This window comes from Streptomyces sp. NPDC033221 (assembly GCF_055577005.1).
The window spans coordinates 1-21,142 of the sequence record NZ_JBVIQN010000054.1 but is presented as its reverse complement, the minus strand read 5'-3'; the positions used below and the strand labels follow the sequence as shown (position 1 = coordinate 21,142).

Annotated in this window: 1 protein-coding gene; it reads left to right on the top strand. The window is 75.0% G+C overall.

Annotated features, from left to right (window positions below):
• Positions 1 to 308: 308 nt before the first annotated feature.
• On the top strand, positions 309 to 21,142 hold a 20,834-nt coding region (locus ACZ53K_RS39555; RefSeq protein WP_468847040.1), incomplete at its 3' end, for a type I polyketide synthase.

Sequence of the window (21,142 nt, the reverse complement as noted above, 5' to 3'; positions counted from 1 at the left end):
CGGGCCTGCCCTCGCGGCCCGGCCGGAATGCGAGCCGAAGGGACACCAGGCGCCGGGGCACCGCGGAGCATCCGCGGCACCCCGGCGCCTCGCAGTACGGCCGGCCCCGATGACCGGCCGATTCTAGGGAATTCCATGGCCGCCCTTGCCGAGACTGGGCTGGTGGCGTGCGGGAAGTCGAGCTGCCTCGTGCAGGGCACGCAGAAAACTCAGTCGCTGTGGAACAGCCGTCCCCAGTGCCGGATGTCCACAACGAAATGCTCTGCTGTCCGCCGGTCTTGAGATGGGTTGGGTTGAACGTGGCGAACATGGACCAGGAACAGAAACTCCGCGACTACCTGAAGCGGGCCAGTGCCGATCTGCGGCGCTCCCGGCAGCGGGTGGGCGAGCTGGAGGCGGCGGCCCGCGAGCCGATCGCGATCGTCGGTATGAGCTGCCGCTTCCCGGGAGGAGTACGCAGCCCCGAGGAGCTCTGGTCCCTCCTCGCCGCCGACGGGGACGGCATCACCCCGTCCCCCGACGACCGCGGCTGGGAGCTGACGGCCGAGGACGCGGGGGAGTTCTCCGGCGGCTTCCTGCACGACGCGGCCGAGTTCGACGCCTCCTTCTTCGGGATATCCCCCCGTGAGGCCCTCGCCATGGACCCGCAGCAGCGCCTGCTGATGGAGTCCTCCTGGGAGGCCTTCGAGCGGGCCGGCATCGACCCGGCGGCCGTCCGGGGCTCCCGTACGGGCATGTTCGTCGGAGCGATGCCCCAGGAGTACCGGGTGGGGCCGGACGACGACGTCCAGGGCTTCGCCCTGACGGGCACCACCACCAGCGTCATCTCGGGCCGGCTCGCGTACTTCTTCGGGGCCGTGGGCCCGGCGGTCACCATCGACACCGCCTGCTCGTCCTCCCTCGTGGCCCTGCACCTGGCCGCCCACTCCCTGCGCCAGGGCGAGTGCTCCCTGGCGCTGGCCGCCGGCGTCACCGTGATGTCCAGCCCCACCACCTTCGTGGAGTTCAGCCGCCAGGGCGGGCTCTCCGAAGACGGTCGCTGCCGATCCTTCGCCGACTCCGCCAACGGCACCGGCTGGGCCGAGGGCGTCGGCGTCCTGGTCCTGGAACGCCTCTCGGAGGCCCGCCGCAACGGGCACCGGGTCCTGGCCGTCGTACGGGGCTCCGCCGTCAACCAGGACGGCGCCTCCAACGGCCTGACCGCGCCCAACGGGCCCTCGCAGCGCCGGGTCATCGAGCAGGCCCTGGTCAGCGCGCGGCTCTCGGCCGACGAGGTCGACGCCGTCGAGGCCCACGGCACCGGCACCACCCTGGGCGACCCGGTCGAGGCCCAGGCCCTGCTGGCGACCTACGGCCAGGGCCGCGAGGCCGACCGCCCGCTGCTGCTGGGCTCCGTCAAGTCCAACCTTGGCCACACCCAGGCGGCGGCCGGCATGGCCGGAGTCATCAAGATGGTGCTGGCCATGCAGAACGGCCTGATCCCGCGCACCCTCCACGTGGACGCGCCGTCCTCGCACGTCGACTGGACGCAGGGGGCCGTGCGCCTGCTCACCGAGCAGGTCCCCTGGCCCCAGGGCGAACGGCCCCGCCGGGCCGGTGTCTCCTCGTTCGGGCTCAGCGGCACCAACGCGCACACCATCCTGGAGGAGGCCCCGGCCGCCCCCCAGGAAGACACCGAGCAGCCGGTCGCGGCCGAACCCGTGGCGGCGGGTGCCGTCCCGTGGCTGGTCTCCGGCCGTACCCGCGAGGCGATGCGCGCCCAGGCGGCGCAACTGCTCGAACACCTCGCATCCCACCCCGACCTCGCGCCCGCCGACGTGGCCTACTCCCTGGCCACCGCCCGCTCCGGCATGGAACACCGCGCCGCGTTCACCGCCACCGACCTGGACCGGGCGCGCGCCGCCCTCACCGCGCTCGCCGACGGCGTGCCGGACCCGGGCCTGGTGCAGGACACCGCCCGGACCCGGTCCAAGCTCGCCTTCCTCTTCACCGGACAGGGCTCCCAGCGCCCGGGGATGGGGCGTGAACTGGCCGCCCGCTTCCCCGCCTTCGCCACCGCCCTCGACGAGGTCCTCGCCCACTTCGACCAGGGCCTCGAACGGCCCCTGAAGGACGTGCTGTTCGCCGCCGAGGGCACGCCCGAGGCCGCCCTGCTGGACCGGACCGGCTACGCCCAGCCCGCGCTGTTCGCGATCGAGGTGGCGCTGTACCGGCTCGCCGAGTCCTTCGGCGTCAAGCCGGACTTCGTCGCCGGACACTCCATCGGCGAGATCGCCGCCGCGCACGCGGCCGGGGTCTTCTCCCTGGCCGACGCCGCGGCCCTGGTGCTCGCCCGTGGCCGCCTCATGCAGGCGCTCCCCGAGGGCGGCGCCATGATCTCCCTCGAAGCCACCGAGGAGGAGGTGCTGCCCCTCCTGGAGGACCGGCGGGACCGCCTCTCGGTCGCCGCCGTCAACGGGCCCGCCGCCGTCGTGATCGCCGGCGCGGCCGACGACGCCGCGGCTGTCGCCGAGCACTTCGCCGCACTGGGCCGCAAGACCAAGCGGCTGCGCGTCTCGCACGCGTTCCACTCCCCGCTCATGGAACCCATGCTGGCGGAGTTCCGCACGGCCGTCTCCGGGCTCGCGCCGCAGGCGCCCGTCCTCCCGGTCGTCTCCGGCCTGACCGGCACCCTCGCCACGGTGGAGCAGCTGACCTCCGCCGATTACTGGGTGGACCACGCCCGGCACACCGTGCGGTTCGCCGACGCCCTCGCCTGGCTCGACGGCCACGGCGCCGCCACCTTCCTGGAACTGGGCCCCGACGGCGTCCTGTCCGCCATGGCCCAGACCTGCCTGGCCGCCACCGCCGACAGCACCCCCGCACCCGGACCCGCCGACGGGGCACCGGCCGACGGCGTGCCCGCGACCCTCGCCGTGCTGCGGCCGGGCCGCCCCGAAGCCGAAACCCTCACCACCGCGCTGGCCGGCCTGCACACCCGCGGCGTGACCGTCCAGTGGGAGTCCTACTTCCAGGGCACCGGCGCCCGGCACACCGACCTGCCCACCTACGCCTTCCAGCGCCGCCGCTACTGGCCCAAGAGCCTGCCCGCGACGGGCGGCGACGTACGCGCCGCCGGCCTGGGCGCGGCACACCACCCGCTGCTCGCCGCGGCCGTGTCGGTCGCCAACTCCGACGGCCTGCTGCTCACCGGCCGCCTGTCGCGGCGCACCCACCCCTGGCTCGCCGACCACGCCGTACGCGGCACCGTGCTGCTGCCCGGCACCGCCTTCCTGGAGCTGGCCGTACGCGCCGGGGACGAGGCCGGCTGCGGCCGCGTGGAGGAACTCACCCTGGCCGCCCCGCTGGTACTGCCCGAAGAGGGCGGCGTCCAGGTGCAGGTGTGGGTGGGCAGCCCGGACGAGACCGGCCGCCGCGCCGTGAGCGTCCACGCCCGCCCCGACGGACCGGAGGAACTGCCCTGGACCCAGCACGCCGTCGGCACCCTCGTCGCCGGCGAGCACCACACCGGCTTCGACGCCACCGTCTGGCCCCCCACCGACGCGCGCCCGCTGGACCTCGACGGCTTCTACGACCGCATGGCCGCCACCGGCTTCGGATACGGCCCCCTGTTCCAGGGCCTGCGCGCCGCCTGGCGCAGCGGCGACGACGTGTACGCCGAGGTGACCCTGCCGGCGGCGGACGACTCCGGGGCCGCCGCGTCGTTCGGCATCCACCCGGCCCTGCTGGACGCCGCGCTGCACGCCGCGGCCTTCGTCGACCTGGGCGAGCACGCCCGCGGCGGCCTGCCCTTCGCATGGCAGGACGTGACCCTGCACGCGAGCGGCGCGAGCACCGTCCGCGTCAAGCTGTCCCCGGCCGAGGACGACGCGGTGGCGATCGCCGTCGCCGACACCTCGGGCGCTCCCGTCGCCTCCATCGGCTCGCTGGTCCTGCGCACCATGCCCGACGAGCAGCTCGGCGCCGCCGGGGCCCTCGTCCGCGACGCCCTGTTCGAACTGCGCTGGACCGCAACCCGACAGGCCGCCCAGGCGGCGCCCGCCACGGCCGCCGTCCTCGGCCCAGACCTGTTCGGCCTGGAGCAGGCCCTCGCCTCGCCGGACCGCACCGTCACGGCGCTGACCGGCCTGGACACCGTCACGGACGCCCCGGACGTGGTCCTCGCCCCCGTCGCGGGCGCGGCCAGTGACGAGCCCGTGACGGCCGTGCACGCCGGCACCGCCCACGCCCTGGAACTGCTGCGGACCTGGCTGGCGGACGAGCGGTACGCCGCGTCCCGCCTGGTCCTCGTCACCCGCGGCGCCGTCGCCACCGACGCCCGGCAGGCGCCGGACCCGGTGGCCGCCGCCGTCTGGGGCCTGGTGCGGGCCGCACAGAGCGAACACCCCGGCCGCTTCGCACTGCTGGACCTCGACCCGGACACCGACCGGCCCGCCGCTGAGCCGCTGGCGCGGGCCCTGGCCCTGGACGAGCCGCAGACCGCCGTCCGCGGGGCCACCGTCCTGGCCGCGCGGATCGCCCGCGCCCAGATCTCGCAGGCCGCTGCGGAATGGGACCCCGAGGGCACCGTGGTGCTCACCGGGGCCACCGGCGGCCTGGGCCGCGTACTGGCCCGGCACCTGGTCACCGAGCGCGGCGTACGGCACCTGCTGCTCGCCAGCCGCCGCGGTGCCGACGCCGACGGCGCCGGAGAACTCGTCACCGAACTGACCGGCCTCGGCGCGCACGTCGCCATCACCGCATGCGACCTGGCCGACCGCGACGCCGTGCGGACCCTGCTGGCCGGCGTGCCCGCCGAACACCCCGTCACCGCTGTCGTGCACAGCGCCGGCACCCTCGACGACGGCGTACTCGAATCGCTCACCCCCGAGCGGATCAGCGCGGTGCTGCGGCCCAAGGCCGACGCCGTCTGGCACCTCCACGAGGCCACCCGGGACCTGGACCTGGCCGCCTTCATCGTCTTCTCCTCCCTCTCCGGCACCGTCGGCGCGGCGGGCCAGGGCAACTACGCCGCCGCCAACGCCTTCCTCGACGCGGTCGCCCAACTGCGCCGCGCCGAAGGCCTGCCGGGCCTCTCGCTGGCCTGGGGCCCGTGGGCGCCCACCGCCGGAATGACCGGCGGCCTGACGGACGAGGACCTCGACCGCCTGGCCCGTATGGGCACGCCCGCGCTCACCGAGGAACAGGGCGTCACCCTCTTCGACGCGGCCACCGCCACGGACGCCGCGGTCCTGCTGCCCACCCGCCTCGACCTGTCCGTCCTGCGCGTCCAGGGCGAGATACCGCCGCTGTGGCGCGGCCTGATCCGCACCCCGGCCCGCCGCGCGGTGGTCTCGGGCTCGGAGACCGCCGTCACCCTCGTACAGCAGCTGTCCCGGCTGGCGGAGACCGACCGCCGCGAGGTCGTCCTCGACCTCGTGGCCGGACAGGTGGCCGGGGTGCTCGGCCACTCCACCACCGCCGACATCGACGCGCGGCGCCCGCTGCGGGAGCTGGGCTTCGACTCGCTGACCGCCGTGGAACTGCGCAACCGGCTCAGCGCGGCCACCGGCCTGCGCACCGCCGCCACGGTCATCTTCGACTACCCGACCGTCGACGCCCTCGCCACGCACATCCTGGCCGAACTGATGGGCTCCGAAGCCGCCGCCGCGGCCGGCGCCCCCCGGGCCGCCACCGACCAGGACCCCATCGTCATCGTCGGCATGAGCTGCCGCTACCCGGGCGGCGTCGCCTCGCCCGAGGACCTGTGGCAGCTGGTCAGCGAGGGCACCGACGCCATCTCCGGCCTGCCCACCGACCGCGGCTGGGACCTGGACGCGCTCTACGACCCGGACCCGGACCGCACCGGCACCTCCTACTCCCGCTTCGGCGGCTTCCTGCACAACGCCGCAGACTTCGACCCCGCGTTCTTCGGCATGAGCCCCCGCGAGGCCCTGGCCACCGACTCCCAGCAGCGGCTGCTCCTCGAAGCGTCCTGGGAGGCCGTCGAGCGGGCCGGCATCGACCCGGTGTCTTTGCGCGGCAGCCAGACCGGTGTGTTCGCGGGCGTGATGTACAACGATTACGCCACGGTGCTCTCCGGCGGGCAGTTCGAGGGCCACCAGGGCAGCGGCACCGCACCGAGCGTCGCCTCCGGACGCGTCTCCTACACGCTCGGCCTCGAAGGCCCCGCCGTCACCGTCGACACCGCGTGCTCGTCCTCGCTGGTCGCCATGCACTGGGCGATGCAGGCACTGCGCTCGGGGGAGTGCTCGCTCGCCCTGGCCGGCGGCGTCACGGTCATGTCGACACCGGGCGCCCTCATCGAGTTCTCCCGGCAGCGCGGCCTGTCCCCGGACGGCCGCTGCAAGGCGTTCTCCGACAGCGCCGACGGCGTCGGCTGGTCCGAAGGCGTCGGCGTACTCGTCCTGGAGCGCCTCTCCGACGCGCGCCGCAACGGGCACCAGGTACTGGCCGTCGTACGCGGCTCCGCCGTCAACCAGGACGGCGCCTCCAACGGCCTGACCGCCCCCAACGGCCCCTCCCAGCAGCGGGTGATCCGGCAGGCACTGTCCGCCGCCGGGCTGACCGCCACGGACGTCGACGCCGTGGAGGGCCACGGCACCGGCACCACCCTCGGCGACCCCATCGAGGCACAGGCCCTGCTCGCCGCATACGGGCAGGAGCGTGACGAGCACAACCCGCTGCTGCTGGGCTCCGTGAAGTCCAACATCGGCCACACCCAGGCCGCGGCCGGCGTGGCGGGCGTCATCAAGATGGTCATGGCCATGCGCCACGGCGTACTGCCCCGCACCCTGCACGCCGACGAGCCGTCCTCGCACGTGGAGTGGGACTCCGGAGCGGTGCGCCTGATCACCGAGGAGACCCCCTGGCCGCAGGCCGGCCGGCCGCGCCGCGCCGCCGTCTCCTCCTTCGGCTTCAGCGGCACCAACGCGCACCTCATCGTCGAAGAGCCGTCGGCCGCCCCGGAGGAGCGCGAAGAGCCGGCGCTCAGCCCGGCCGTCGTGCCCTGGACGCTGTCCGGCAAGAGCCGGGCGGCGCTGCGCGACCAGGCCGCCCGCCTGCGGTCCTTCCTCGACGAGCGCCCCGGCCTCGACCCGGCCGACGTCGGGCTCTCCCTCGCCACCACCCGCTCGGACTTCGACCAGCGCGCCGTCGTCACCGGCGACCGCGACGAACTGCTGCGCGCCCTGGCCAGCCTGGCCGCCGACCGCCCCGACTCCGCGCTCACCGAGGGCGAGGTCGGCGGCGCCGGCAAGCTGGCCGTGGTGTTCTCCGGGCAGGGCAGCCAGCGCCCCGGCGCCGGCCGCGAACTCGCCGCCCGATTCCCCGCGTTCGCCCAGGCCGTCGACGAGGTGGCCGCCGCACTCGACCCGCACCTGGACCGTCCCCTCAAGGACGTCCTGTTCGCCCCGGAGGGCACCCCCGAGGCGGCGCTGCTGGGCCGCACCGAGTGGACCCAGCCCGCGCTGTTCGCCATCGGCGTCGCGCTCCACCGCCTGCTGCGCACCTGGGGCATCCGTCCCGACGTGCTGCTCGGCCACTCCATCGGCGAGATCACCGCCGCGCACGTCGCGGGCGTCCTCTCGCTGCCCGACGCGGCCCGCCTGGTGACCGCCCGGGGCCGGCTGATGCAGGAGCTGCCCGCCGGCGGCGCGATGATCTCCCTCCAGGTCACCGAGGACGAACTCGCGCCGCTGCTCGCCGGGCGCGGGCACGAGGTCTCCGTCGCCGCCGTCAACGGCCCCCGCAGCATCGTGATCGCCGGGGACCTGGCCGCCGCCGAGGAGATCGCCGCCCACTTCGCCGACCAGGGCCGCAAGACCAAGCGGCTGCCGGTCAGCCACGCCTTCCACTCGCCGCTCATGGAGCCCGCGCTCGACGGGCTGCGGGAGGTCGCCGCCGGGCTCGCTTACCACGCGCCCGACGTGACCGTGATCTCCGGCCTGACCGGACGCCCCGCCACCGAGGCCGAGCTGCGCTCCGCCGATTACTGGGTCGCGCACGCCCGCGGCGCCGTCCGCTTCGCCGACACCATGCGCGCCGCGCACGACTGCGGCGCCGGCACCTTCCTCGAACTCGGCCCCGACAGCGTGCTGTCGGCCGCCGCCGAAGAAGCCCTCGGCGACGACGCGGACGCGCAGATCGTCCCGATGCTGCGCACCGGGCGCGGCGAGGAGCGCTGCGCGGCCACCGCCCTGGCCCGGCTGCACGTACGCGGCACCGCCGTCGACTGGACCGCGTACCTCGCCGGCACCGGAGCGCGTACGGTCGGCCTGCCCACCTACGCCTTCCAGCACGAACGTTACTGGCCCGAGCCTGCCCCGGCCCGCCTCACGCAAGGCGCCCCCGATCCCGCCGACGCCGAACTGTGGAGCTCCGTCGAACGCGGCGACGCCGCGCAGGTGGCCACTCTGCTGGGGCTGCGCGACGAACAGCACGCCTCCCTGTACGCGCTGCTGCCCGCGCTGTCGTCCTGGCGCCAGCAGCGGCACGAGAAGGCGCTGCTGGACTCCACCCGCTACCGCGTCGCCTGGCGGCCCGTACGGGCGGCCGCCGCACCCGTACTCGACGGCACCTGGCTGCTCGTCACCGCCGACGGCATCGACAGCGACGAGATCCTGGACGCGCTGCGCGGCCACGGCGCCCAGTTCGAAACCCTCGTCCTGGACGACGCCTGCCGCGACCGCGCCGAACTCGCCGCCCGGCTCGACACCGTACGCACGGAGGAGCGCGGCTTCTCCGGCATCCTTTCCCTGCTCCCGCTCGCCGACCGGCCCGGCCACCGGCCCGGCACCGACGTGCCGGCCGGGCTCGCGCTCAGCCTCGTGCTGACCCAGGCGCTCACCGACACCCCGCTCGACGCACCCCTGTGGGCCCTGACCCGCGGCGCGGTCACCACCGGCCCCGACGACCCGCTGACCAACCCCCTCCAGGCCGCGGTCTGGGGGCTGGGCCGCGTCGCCGCCCTGGAACACCCGCAGCTGTGGAGCGGCCTGATCGACCTGCCGGCCACCCTCGACGCCCCCGCCACCCAGCACCTCGTCAGCACGCTGGCCGCACAGGGCGGCGAGGACCAGCTCGCGATCCGCGCCACCGGGGCACTCGGCCGGCGCCTGGTGCGCCACCCGCAGGCCGAACTGCCCCCGGCCGACGCGTTCACCGCGCGCGGCACCGTACTCGTCACCGGCGGCACCGGAGCGCTCGGCGCCGAGACCGCGCGCTGGCTCGCCCGCAGCGGCGCCGGCCACCTCCTCCTCACCGGCCGCCGCGGCCCCGACGCTCCCGGAGCCGCCGAACTGGCCGCGGAGATCGAGGAACTGGGCGCCCGGGTCACCATCGCGGCCTGCGACACCGCCGACCGCGACGCCCTCGCCGCGCTCCTGGCCTCCGTCCCCGCCGAACACCCGCTGACCGGCGTCGTGCACGCGGCCGGCGTCGGCCAGAACGCCGCCCTCACCGACACCCCCCTGGACGACGCAGCGGCGGCGATGGCCGCCAAGATGCTCGGCGCCGCCCACCTCGACAGCCTCCTGGACGGCCACGACCTGGACTTCTTCGTCCTCGTCTCGTCGATCGCCGGAGTGTGGGGCAGCGCCGGACAGAGCGCGTACAGCGCCGCCAACGCCTACCTCGACGCCCTCGCCGCACACCGCGCGGCCCGAGGCCTGCCCGCCACCTCCGTCGCCTGGGGCCCCTGGGCCGAAGCCGGCATGGCCACCCACGAGGCCGTCACCGACGAACTCCAGAGGCGCGGCCTGCGCTTCCTCGCTCCCACGGCCGCCATCACCGAACTGCGGCGCGCCGTCGTCCACCGGGACGTCACCGTCACGGTCGCCGACATCGACTGGGAGCGCTACCACCCCGTCTTCACCTCCACCCGGCCCAGCGCCCTCTTCGACGAACTGGGCGAGGTCCAGGCCCTCGTACGCGCCGAGAGCGACACCCGGGGCGCCGTGCCGGAGTTCGCCGCCCGCCTCAGCGGCCTGGACCAGGACGAACAGGAACGGCTGCTGGCCGACCTGGTACGTGCCGAGGCGGCCATCGCCCTCGGCCACGACTCCGCGGACGCCATAGCGGACCGGCGGGCCTTCCGGGACGCCGGCTTCGACTCGCTGACCGCCGTCGAACTCCGCAAGCGGCTGGCCACCCTCACCGGCCTGAACCTGCCCGCCACCCTCGTCTTCGACTACCCGACCCCCGCCGTCCTCGCCCGCCACCTGCGCGGGGAACTCCTGGGCACCGGCGGTGCCACGGCCGCCCCGGCGGCCACGGCGGCGGGCGGCTTCGACGAGCCGATCGCCATCGTCGGCATGAGCTGCCGCTTCCCCGGCGGCGTCCGCTCCCCGCGGCAGTTCTGGGAACTGGTCTCCGAAGGCGTCGACGCGATCACCGACTTCCCCGTCAACCGCGGCTGGGACACCGCCCTGCACCACCCCGACCCGGACCACCCCGGCACGACGTACTCCAGCCAGGGCGGCTTCCTGCACGACGCGGGCGAGTTCGACGCCTCCTTCTTCGGCATCTCGCCGCGCGAGGCGCTGTCCATGGACCCGCAGCAGCGGCTGCTGCTGGAGACCACCTGGGAAGCGTTCGAGTACGCCGGCATCGACCCCACCACCGTCCACGGCAGCGCGACCGGCACCTTCATCGGCTCCACCTACCAGGAGTACGGACTCGGCATCGAGGACGGCTCCGCCGGACACCTGGTGACCGGCACCAGCCCCAGCGTCCTCTCCGGACGCCTGGCCTACCTCTTCGGCCTCGAAGGACCGGCCGTCACCGTCGACACCGCCTGCTCCTCGTCCCTGGTCGCCCTGCACCTGGCCTGCCAGTCGCTGCGCAACGGCGAGAGCTCCCTGGCGCTGGCCGGCGGCGCGACCGTGATGACCAACCCCAACCCGTTCGTCGCCTTCAGCCGGCAGCGGGCCCTGGCCGGCGACGGCCGCTGCAAGGCGTTCTCCGACGGCGCCGACGGCATGACCCTCGCCGAAGGTGTCGGCATCCTCGTCCTGGAACGCCTGTCGGACGCCCGGCGCAACGGGCACGACATCCTCGCCGTCGTCCGCGGTTCCGCCATCAACCAGGACGGCGCCTCCAACGGCCTGTCCGCCCCCAACGGCCCCTCCCAGCAGCGCGTCATCCGCCAGGCCCTGGCCAACTCCGGGCTGGCCCCGGCGGACATCGACGCCGTCGAGGCACACGGCACCGGCACCGCCCTCGGCGACCCCATCGAGGCGCAGGCCCTGCTCGCCACGTACGGGCGGGACCGCGACCCGCAGAACCCGCTGCTGCTGGGCTCCGTCAAGACCAACATCGGGCACACCCAGTCGGCGGCCGGCGTGGCCGGCGTCATCAAGATGGTCCTGGCCTTGCGCCAGGGCGAGCTGCCGCGCACCCTGCACGCGGACACCCCCTCCAGCCACATCGACTGGACACCCGGCACCCTCGCCCTGCTGAACGAACCCGCCGACTGGTCCGAGGGCGAGCGCCCACGCCGCTGCGCGGTCTCCTCCTTCGGCATCAGCGGGACCAACGCCCACACCATCCTGGAAGAGGCCCCCCGGCCGAGCGGTACGACGCCCGAGCGGCCGGTGCCCCCGGCCGGTGACGCCATCCCCTGGGTGCTGTCCGCCCGTACCCCGGGCGCGCTGCGCGCCCAGGCCGCCAACCTCGCCGCCCACCTCGACGGCGAGCAGGCACCCGACGCGTCCGACGTCGCCCACAGCCTGGTGGCCTCGCGCACGCTCTTCGACCACCGCGCCGTCGTCGTCGGCACCGACGACACGGCCCGGCGCGCGGCCCTCGCCGCCCTCGCCGACGGCGGCTCCGCACCCGGCGTCGTCCAGGGCACCGCCGACACCGACGGCAAGACCGTCTTCGTCTTCCCCGGCCAGGGCTCCCAGTGGGCCGGCATGGGCGCACGGCTCCTCGAAGAGTCCCCGGTCTTCGCCGAGCGTCTGACCGAATGCGCCACCGCCCTCTCCGAGTTCACCGACTGGTCACTGCTCGACGTGCTGCGCCAGACCGAAGGCGCACCGACCCTGGACCGCGTCGACGTCGTCCAGCCCGCCTCCTTCGCCGTCATGGTCTCGCTGGCCGCGCTGTGGAAGTCGCACGGCATCACCCCCGACGCCGTGGTCGGCCACTCGCAGGGCGAGATCGCGGCGGCCGCCGTCGCCGGGGCGCTCACCCTGCAGGACGCGGCCCGGGTCGTCGCCCTGCGCAGCCAGGCCATCGCCCGCGGGCTGGCCGGGTCCGGCGGCATGATGTCGGTGCCGCTGCCGGCCGCCGAGGTCGAACAGCGCCTCGCTGCGTACGACGCCCTGTCGATCGCCGCCGTGAACGGCCCCCGGTCCACCGTCGTCTCCGGTGCCGTCGCGCCGATGGACGCCCTGCAGGCCGAGCTGGTCGCCGCGGACATCCGCGCCAAGCGCATCGCCGTGGACTACGCCTCGCACTCCGCGCAGGTCGAGCTGGTGCGGGACGAACTGAGCACCGTCCTCGCGCCGGTCCGCCCGCGCGCGGCCGAGGTGCCCTTCTTCTCCACCGTCACCGGCGACTGGCTGGACACCACGGTCATGGACGCCGGTTACTGGTACACCAACCTGCGGCAGACCGTCCACTTCCAGCCCGCCATCGGAGCCCTCCTCGACCAGGGGCACCACTTCTTCATCGAGGTCAGCTCCCACCCCGTCCTCTCCATGGGCATCCAGGCGACCGCCGAGGAAGCCGGCACCGCGGCCGCCGTACTCGGCACGCTCCGGCGCGACACGGGCGGCACCGACCGCTTCCTGACCTCCCTCGCCGAGGCCTTCGTACGGGGCGCGGACGCCGACTGGGCCGGTGTCCTCGCCGGCACCGGCGCCCGCCGCGTACCGCTGCCCACGTACGCCTTCCAGCGCGAGCACCTGTGGGCCGTCCCCGAGCGGCCACGGGACCGGGCCGAGGCGGACCCCGCGGACGCCGAGTTCTGGACGGCGGTCGAGGAGGAGGACGTCGACGCCCTCGCCTCCAGCCTGCGCCTGGACCGCGCCTCCCTGGCCCCGGTCCTGCCGGCCCTCTCGCACTGGCGCAAGCGCCGCCGCGACCTGACCACCGTGGACTCCTGGCGCTACCGCACCACCTGGAAGCCACTGACCAGCCTGCCCACGGCGGCCCTGACGGGCACCTGGCTCGTCGTCGCCCCCGAAGGCACCCGCACCGACACCGTCACCGCGATCCTCGCCGCCCACGGCGCCGACCCGCGCACCCTCGCCCTGGACGACGCCTGCACCGACCGCGCCACCCTGACCGCACGCCTGACCGCCCTCGACGACGTGGCGGACTTCACGGGCGTGGTGTCCCTGCTGGCCGAGGCCGAAGGACACAGCGCGGCCCATCCGGCGCTCACCCGCGGGATCGCCCTGACTCTCACTCTCGTCCAGGCACTCGGCGACGCCGGGGCCGACGCACCCCTGTGGTGCCTGACCCGCGGAGCCGTCTCCACCGGCCGCGCGGACCGGCTGACCCGCCCCGACCAAGCCCAGATCCTCGGCCTCGGCTGGACCGCCGCCCTCGAACACCCGCAGCGCTGGGGCGGCCTGGTCGACCTGCCCGAGCAGCTCGACCAGCGGGCCGGCGAACGGCTGGCCGCCGTCCTGTCCGGCCGCACCGGCGAGGACCAGCTCGCCCTGCGCGCCTCGGGCGTCCTCGCCCGCCGCGTCGTACGCGCCACCCCCGCCGACCCCGCGCCGGCCCGCCCCTGGACGCCGAGGGGCACCACCCTCGTCACCGGCGGCACCGGCACCCTCGCCCCGCACCTGGCCCGCTGGCTCGCCGAGCAGGGCGCCGAGCACGTCGTGCTCACCAGCCGCCGCGGCCCGGCCGCGCCCGGCATGGACGAACTCGTCCGCGAACTGGCCGACCTGGGCTGCGAGGCCGGCGTCGTCGCCTGCGACCTGACCGACCGCGACGCGGTCGCCCGGATGCTCGCCGGACTGGCGGCCGAGGGACGCACCGTACGCACCGTCGTGCACACCGCCGTCACCATCGAGCTGGCGACGCTGGACGAGACCACCCACGACGACTTCGCGAAGGTCATGGACGCCAAGGTCACCGGCGCCCGGCACCTGGACGAACTCCTCGGTGACGACCTCGACGCCTTCGTGCTGTACTCCTCCACCGCCGGTATGTGGGGGAGCGGTGCCCACGCCGCCTATGTGGCGGGCAACGCCTACCTGAACGCCCTGGCGGAGCACCGCCGCGCCCGCGGCGCCCACGCCACCGCCGTCTCCTGGGGCATCTGGGCCGACGACCTCAAGCTCGGCCGCGTCGACCCCGGCCAGATCCGCCGCAGCGGACTGGTCTTCATGGACCCGCAACTGGCCCTCACCGGCCTGCGCCAGGCCCTGGACGACGACGAGACACAGCTGGCCGTCGCCGACGTCGACTGGGAGCGCTACCACCCCGTCTTCACCGCCGCCCGGCCCACCCGGCTCTTCGAGGACCTGCCCGAGGTCCAGGGACTCGCAGAGGGCAGCACGAACAACGCGGACCACGCGGCCTCCGGCAACGAGTTCGCCACCCGGCTGCTCGGGCTGGCCACCGTCGAGCAGGACCGGCTGCTGCTGGACCTCGTCCGTACCGAAGCGGCCACCGCACTCGGCCACGCCTCACCCGACGTGCTCTCCGGACAGCGCGCCTTCCGCGACGTCGGCTTCGACTCGCTGACCGCCGTCGACCTGCGCAACCGGATCGCCACCGTGACCGGGCTCGCCCTGCCGAGCACCATGGTCTTCGACTATCCCAACCCGCTCGCCCTCGTCACCTTCCTGCGCGAGTCCCTCGCCGGGTCCGCCACGGACACCACCCCCACGGCCACCGGCACCGCCACCGCCGCCGACGACGATCCCATCGCCATCATCGGCATGAGCTGCCGCTACCCCGGCGGCGTCGGCTCACCGGAAGACCTGTGGCGCCTGGTCACCGAAGGCGGCGACGCCACCGGTGAATTCCCCACGGACCGCGGCTGGGACGCCGAGGGCCTCTACGACCCCGACCCCGACCGGGCCGGCCACACCTACTCCACCCGGGGCGGCTTCCTCCACGACGCCGCCGACTTCGACGCCTCCTTCTTCGGCATCTCGCCCCGCGAGGCTCTGGCCATGGACCCCCAGCAGCGCCTGCTGCTGGAGACCTCCTGGGAGGCGATGGAGCGCGCCGGCATCGACCCCGCCACTCTGCGCGGCAGCAGCACCGGCACGTTCATCGGCGCCAGCTACCAGGACTACGGAGCCTCCGGGGCGAGCCCGGAGAGCGCCGAGGGCCACCTGATCACCGGCACCATCTCCAGCGTCCTGTCCGGCCGGCTCTCCTACACCTACGGCTTCGAGGGCCCGGCCGTCTCCCTCGACACCGCCTGCTCCTCCTCGCTGGTCGCCCTGCACCTGGCCTGCCAGTCGCTGCGCAACGGCGAGAGCTCGCTGGCCCTCGCGGGCGGCGTCAGCATCATGTCCACGCCCGGCGCGTTCGTCGGCTTCAGCCGGCAGCGCGCGATGGCGGCCGACGGCCGCTGCAAGGCGTACTCCGACCAGGCCGACGGCATGAGCCTGGCCGAAGGCGTCGGCCTGCTCCTCGTCGAGCGGCTCTCCGACGCCCGCCGCAACGGGCACCAGGTGCTGGCCGTCATCCGCGGTTCCGCCGTCAACCAGGACGGCGCCTCCAACGGACTGACCGCGCCCAACGGCCCGTCCCAGCAGCGGGTCATCCGCCAGGCCCTGGCCAACGCCCAGGTGGACGCGGACGGCATCGACGTCATCGACGGACACGGCACCGGCACCGCCCTCGGCGACCCCATCGAGGCGCAGGCCCTGCTCGCCACGTACGGCCAGGACCGCGACCCGCAGAACCCGCTGCTGCTGGGCTCCGTCAAGTCCAACATCGGCCACACCCAGATGGCGTCCGGCGTGGCCAGCGTCATCAAGATGGTCATGGCCCTGCGCCACGCCACCGTGCCGCAGAGCCTGCACATCGACCGGCCCTCCACCCACGTCGACTGGAGCTCCGGCGCCATCCGCCTGCTCACCGAGCCGCTGCCCTGGCCGGGCACCGGACACCCGCGCCGCGCGGGCGTCTCCTCCTTCGGGCTCAGCGGCACCAACGTCCACACCATCCTCGAACAGGCCCCGCAGGAGCGGGCCGAGGACGCCACCGAGACCGCATCGGCCAGCCCGGCGGACCTCGTACCCGTCCCCGTGACCCTGTCCGGACACACCGAGGCGGCCCTGCGCGCCCAGGCCGGGCGGCTCCTGTCCCACCTCACCGACCACCCGGACCTGCCGCTGACCGACCTCGCGTACTCCCTCGCCGCCTCCCGGGCCGCCCTGGAGCACCGCGCGGCCGTCGTCACCGACGACCCCGCCACCCTCGCCCGCGCCCTGACCGCGCTGCGCGACGCGGCCCCCGACGGCGGGCTGCTGACCGGCCGCCCGGACCGCGGCCGGCTGGCCTTCCTCTTCACCGGACAGGGCAGCCAGCGCCCCGGAATGGGCCGCGAGCTGTACGACCGCCACCCGGTCTACGCCCAGGCGCTGGACGCCGTACTGGCCCGCTTCGACCTCGAACTCGACCGCCCGCTGCGGGACCTCCTCTTCGCGGACCCCGGCACCCCCGAGGCCGAGCTGCTGGACGACACCGGCTACACCCAGCCCGCCCTCTTCGCCCTCGAAGTGGCCCTGTTCCGCCTCGCCGAGTCCTGGGGCCTGCGCCCCGACTACGTCGCGGGCCACTCCATCGGCGAGTTCGCCGCCGCGCACGCCGCCGGGGTCCTCTCCCTGGAGGACGCCTGCACCCTCGTCGCGGCCCGCGGCCGCCTGATGGCGGCCCTGCCCGCGGGCGGCGCCATGGCTTCCGTCGAGGCCACCGAGGACGAGGTGGCCATCGTGCTCGCCTCCTACGAGGGGCGGGCCACGGTCGCCGCCGTCAACACCCCCGGCTCCCTGGTCGTCTCCGGCGACGAGGACGCGGTCCTCGCCGTGGCCGCCCACTTCCAGGAGCTCGGCCGCCGCACCAAGCGGCTGCGCGTCAGCCACGCCTTCCACTCGCCGCACATGGACCCGATGCTGGCCGACTTCGCCCGCGCCGTCGGCTCCGTCACCTGCCACGCACCCACCGTGCCGCTGGTCTCCACCGTCACCGGCGCGCTCCTCACCCACGAGGAGCTGGCCACGCCGGAGTACTGGACCGGACAAGTCCGCGGCACCGTCCGCTTCGCCGACGCCGTACGCCACCTCACCGAACACGGCGTGACGACCTTCTTCGAGCTGGGCCCGGACGCCGTGCTCAGCGGCGCGGTGCGCGAGAGCACCGGCGAGCAGGTCCGGGCCACCGCCGTCCCGGCGCTGCGCCGGGACCGGCCCGAGGCCCCGGCACTGACCACGGCACTGGCCCGGCTCCACCTCCACGGCGTACGCGTCGACTGGGACGCCGTGTTCGCGGACAGCGGCGCCCGGCGGACCGACCTGCCCACCTACTCCTTCCAGCGCGAGCGCTACTGGCCCGAGGCAGCAGCCGGAACCACCGCGCCCGCACACCCCGCCGACGCGGCGGACGCGGAGTTCTGGTCCGCCGTCGAACGCGCGGACCTGGAGTCCCTGGGCTCCTCGCTGGACCTGGACGACGACACCCTCACCGCCGTCGTACCCGCCCTGTCCTCCTGGCGGCGCAAGAGCCGGGAGCGCTCCACCGTCGACGGCTGGCGCTACCGGGCCACCTGGAAGCGCCTGACCGGCCCGGCCGCCGCCGGACACCCGTCCGGCACCTGGCTGGTGCTCGCACCGGCCGACGGTGACCAGGCCTGGACCGACTCGGTCGCCGACGCCCTGGGCACCGGTTCCGTACGGCTCGACGTCACCGCCCCGCAGCGCCGGGAGCTGGCCGGAGGACTGGGCGAACTGGCCGCCGAGCACGGCGGTTTCGCGGGCGTCCTGTCCCTGCTGGCGACGGCCGGCGACGGCACCGACGACGCCACCGCCACCGGCCTGCTGCTGACCACCACCGCCGTCCAGGCCCTGGGCGACGCCGGAATCGAGGCACCGCTGTGGTGCGTGACGCGCACCGCCGTGGCCGTGGACCGCGCCGAACATCCGGCCCGGCCCGCCCAGGCCGCCGTCTGGGGCCTCGGCAGAGTGGCCGCACTGGAGCACCCGGAGCGCTGGGGCGGTCTCGTCGACCTCCCCGACGAACTGGACGGCACCACCCTGCGCCGCCTGGCCACCGTCCTCGCCGACGGCGGCGGCGAGGACCAGCTCGCCGTACGCACCGCCGCGACCTTCGTCCGCCGCCTGGTACACCACCGCGCCGCACCGGCCCCCGAGACGGGCACCTTCAGCCCCACCGGCACCGTGCTCGTCACCGGCGGTACCGGTGCCCTCGGCGGCCACGTCGCCCGCTGGCTGGCCGAAGCGGGCGCCCCGCACCTGCTGCTGGTCAGCCGCCGCGGAGCCGACGCACCCGGCGCCGCCGAACTGACCGCGGAGATCGAGGGCCTGGGCGCCCGGGTCACCATCGCGGCCTGCGACACGGCCGACCGCGACGCGCTCGGCACCGCCCTGGCCCTGGTCCCCGACGAGCACCCGCTCACCGCGGTGTTCCACACCGCCGGCACCGTCGACGACGGCACCCTGGACACCCTCACCCCCGAGCAGTTCACCACCGTCCTGCACGCCAAGGTCACCGCCACCGTCAACCTGCACGAGGCCACCCGCGACCGGGACCTGACCGCCTTCGTGCTCTTCTCCTCCGTCGCCGGTACCCTCGGCGCACCCGGCCAGGGCAACTACGCCGCCGCCAACGCCTTCCTCGACGCCTTCGCCGAACACCGCCGCGCCCACGGCCTGCCCGCCACCTCACTGGCCTGGGGCCCCTGGGCCGAGACCGGAATGGCGGCCGACGGCACCGGCATCCAGGACCGCGTACGCCGCGGCGGCTACACCCCCATGGCACCCCGGCTCGCCCTCACCGCCCTGCGCCGGGCGATCGAGCACGACGCCACGACGCTGGCCCTCGCCGACATCGACTGGCAGCGCTACGCGGAGGTGTTCACCGCCCTGCGCCCCAGCCCCCTCGTCGGCGACCTGCCCGAACTGCGCCGCGCCACGGCGCCCGGCGGAACACCGGACGGCACCCCGCGGGAACCGGCCCTGCGCCGGCGGCTCGCCGGACTCGCCCCGGCCGCCCGCCCGCGCTTCGTCCTGGACCTGGTACGCACCCAGGTCGCCGCGGTCCTCGGACACACCGGCACCTCGGGCATCGGCGCCGACCGCGCCTTCAGCGACCTCGGCTTCGACTCGCTGACCACCGTCGAACTGCGCAACACCCTCACGGCCGCCACCGGCCTGAAACTGCCCGCGACCCTCGTCTACGACCACCCGACCCCGACCGCCCTCGCCGACTTCCTGCTTGCCGAACTCCAGGGCACCCTGCCCGCGTCCGGAACCGACACCCCGGCCCCCGTCGGCCGGGCGGCGGACGACGACCCCATCGCCATTGTCGGCCTGAACTGCCGCTTCCCCGGCGGCGTACGGTCCCCGGAAGACCTCTGGCAACTGCTCAGCCGGGGCGAGGACGCCATCTCCGGCTTCCCCGCGGACCGCGGCTGGGACCTGGAAGCCCTCGCCCAGGGAGCCTCCGCCACCCTCGAAGGCGGCTTCCTCGACGGCGTCGGCCTCTTCGACGCCACCTTCTTCGGCATCTCGCCCCGCGAGGCCCTCGCCATGGACCCCCAGCAGCGCCTACTGCTGGAGACCACCTGGGAAGCGTTCGAACGCGCCGGCATCGACGCGACCACCCTGCGCGGCAGCCGCACCGGCGTCTTCGTCGGCACCAACGGCCAGGACTACGCCACCCTCCTGCGCCAGGGCACCGGCACCGCCGACGTACGCGGCCACGTCGCCACCGGCAACACCGCCAGCGTGATGTCGGGACGCCTCTCCTACGCCTTCGGCCTGGAGGGCCCGGCCGTCACCGTCGACACCGCCTGCTCCTCCGCGCTGGTCGCCATGCACATGGCCGCCAACGCCCTGCGCAGCGGCGAGTGCACCCTCGCACTGGCCGGCGGCGTCTCGGTCATGTCCAGCCCCGACTCCTTCACCGAGTTCACGGTCCAGGGCGGGCTCGCCCCCGACGGCCGCTGCAAGCCCTTCGCCGACGCGGCCGACGGCACCAGCTGGTCCGAGGGCGTGGGCATCCTCGTCCTGGAACGGCTCTCCGACGCCCGCCGCAACGGCCACGACGTCTGGGGCATCGTGCGCGGCACCGCCGTCAACCAGGACGGCGCCTCCAACGGGCTGACCGCCCCCAGCGGCCCCGCCCAGCAGCGCGCCATCCGCCAGGCCCTCGCCGACGCCGACCTCACCCCCGCCGACGTCGACGTCGTCGAGGCCCACGGCACCGGCACCACCCTCGGCGACCCCATCGAGGCACACGCCCTGATGGCCGCCTACGGAACGGACCGGCAGCGCCCGCTGCTGCTCGGCGCCGTCAAGTCCAACCTGGGCCACACCCAGGCCGCCGCCGGCGTCGCCGGCACCATCAAGGTGCTCCTCGCGATGCGCCACGGCGTGCTGCCCAAGACGCTGCACATCGGGTCCCCGTCCTCGCACGTCGACTGGACGGACGGCACGGTCGCGCTCGTCACCGAACAGCAGGAGTGGCCCGAGACCGGACAGGCCCGGCGGGCCGGCGTCTCCGCCTTCGGCGTCAGCGGCACCAACGCCCACGTCATCATCGAGCAGGCACCGGACACCGAGGAGCCCGCGGCGGACGAGCCCGCCACGCCCGCCACGGTCCCGGGCCTCGTGCCCTGGCCGGTGTCGGCCGGGTCCGAAGCCGCGCTGGCGGCACAGATCGAGCAGGTCACGGCGCTGACCGGCCCGTCACCGGTCGACGTGGGCCACACCCTCGCCACCGCGAGGGCGGCCTTCGCCCACCGCGCGGTCCTCGCGGCCGACGCGGAAGGGGTACGGGAACTCGCGCGCGGCGTCAGCCGGGAGACCGACGGGAAACTGGCGGTGCTGTTCTCGGGTCAGGGCGCGCAGCGCGTCGGGATGGGCCGGGAGCTGTATGGCCGGTTCCCGGTGTTCGCCGAGGCGCTGGACGAGGT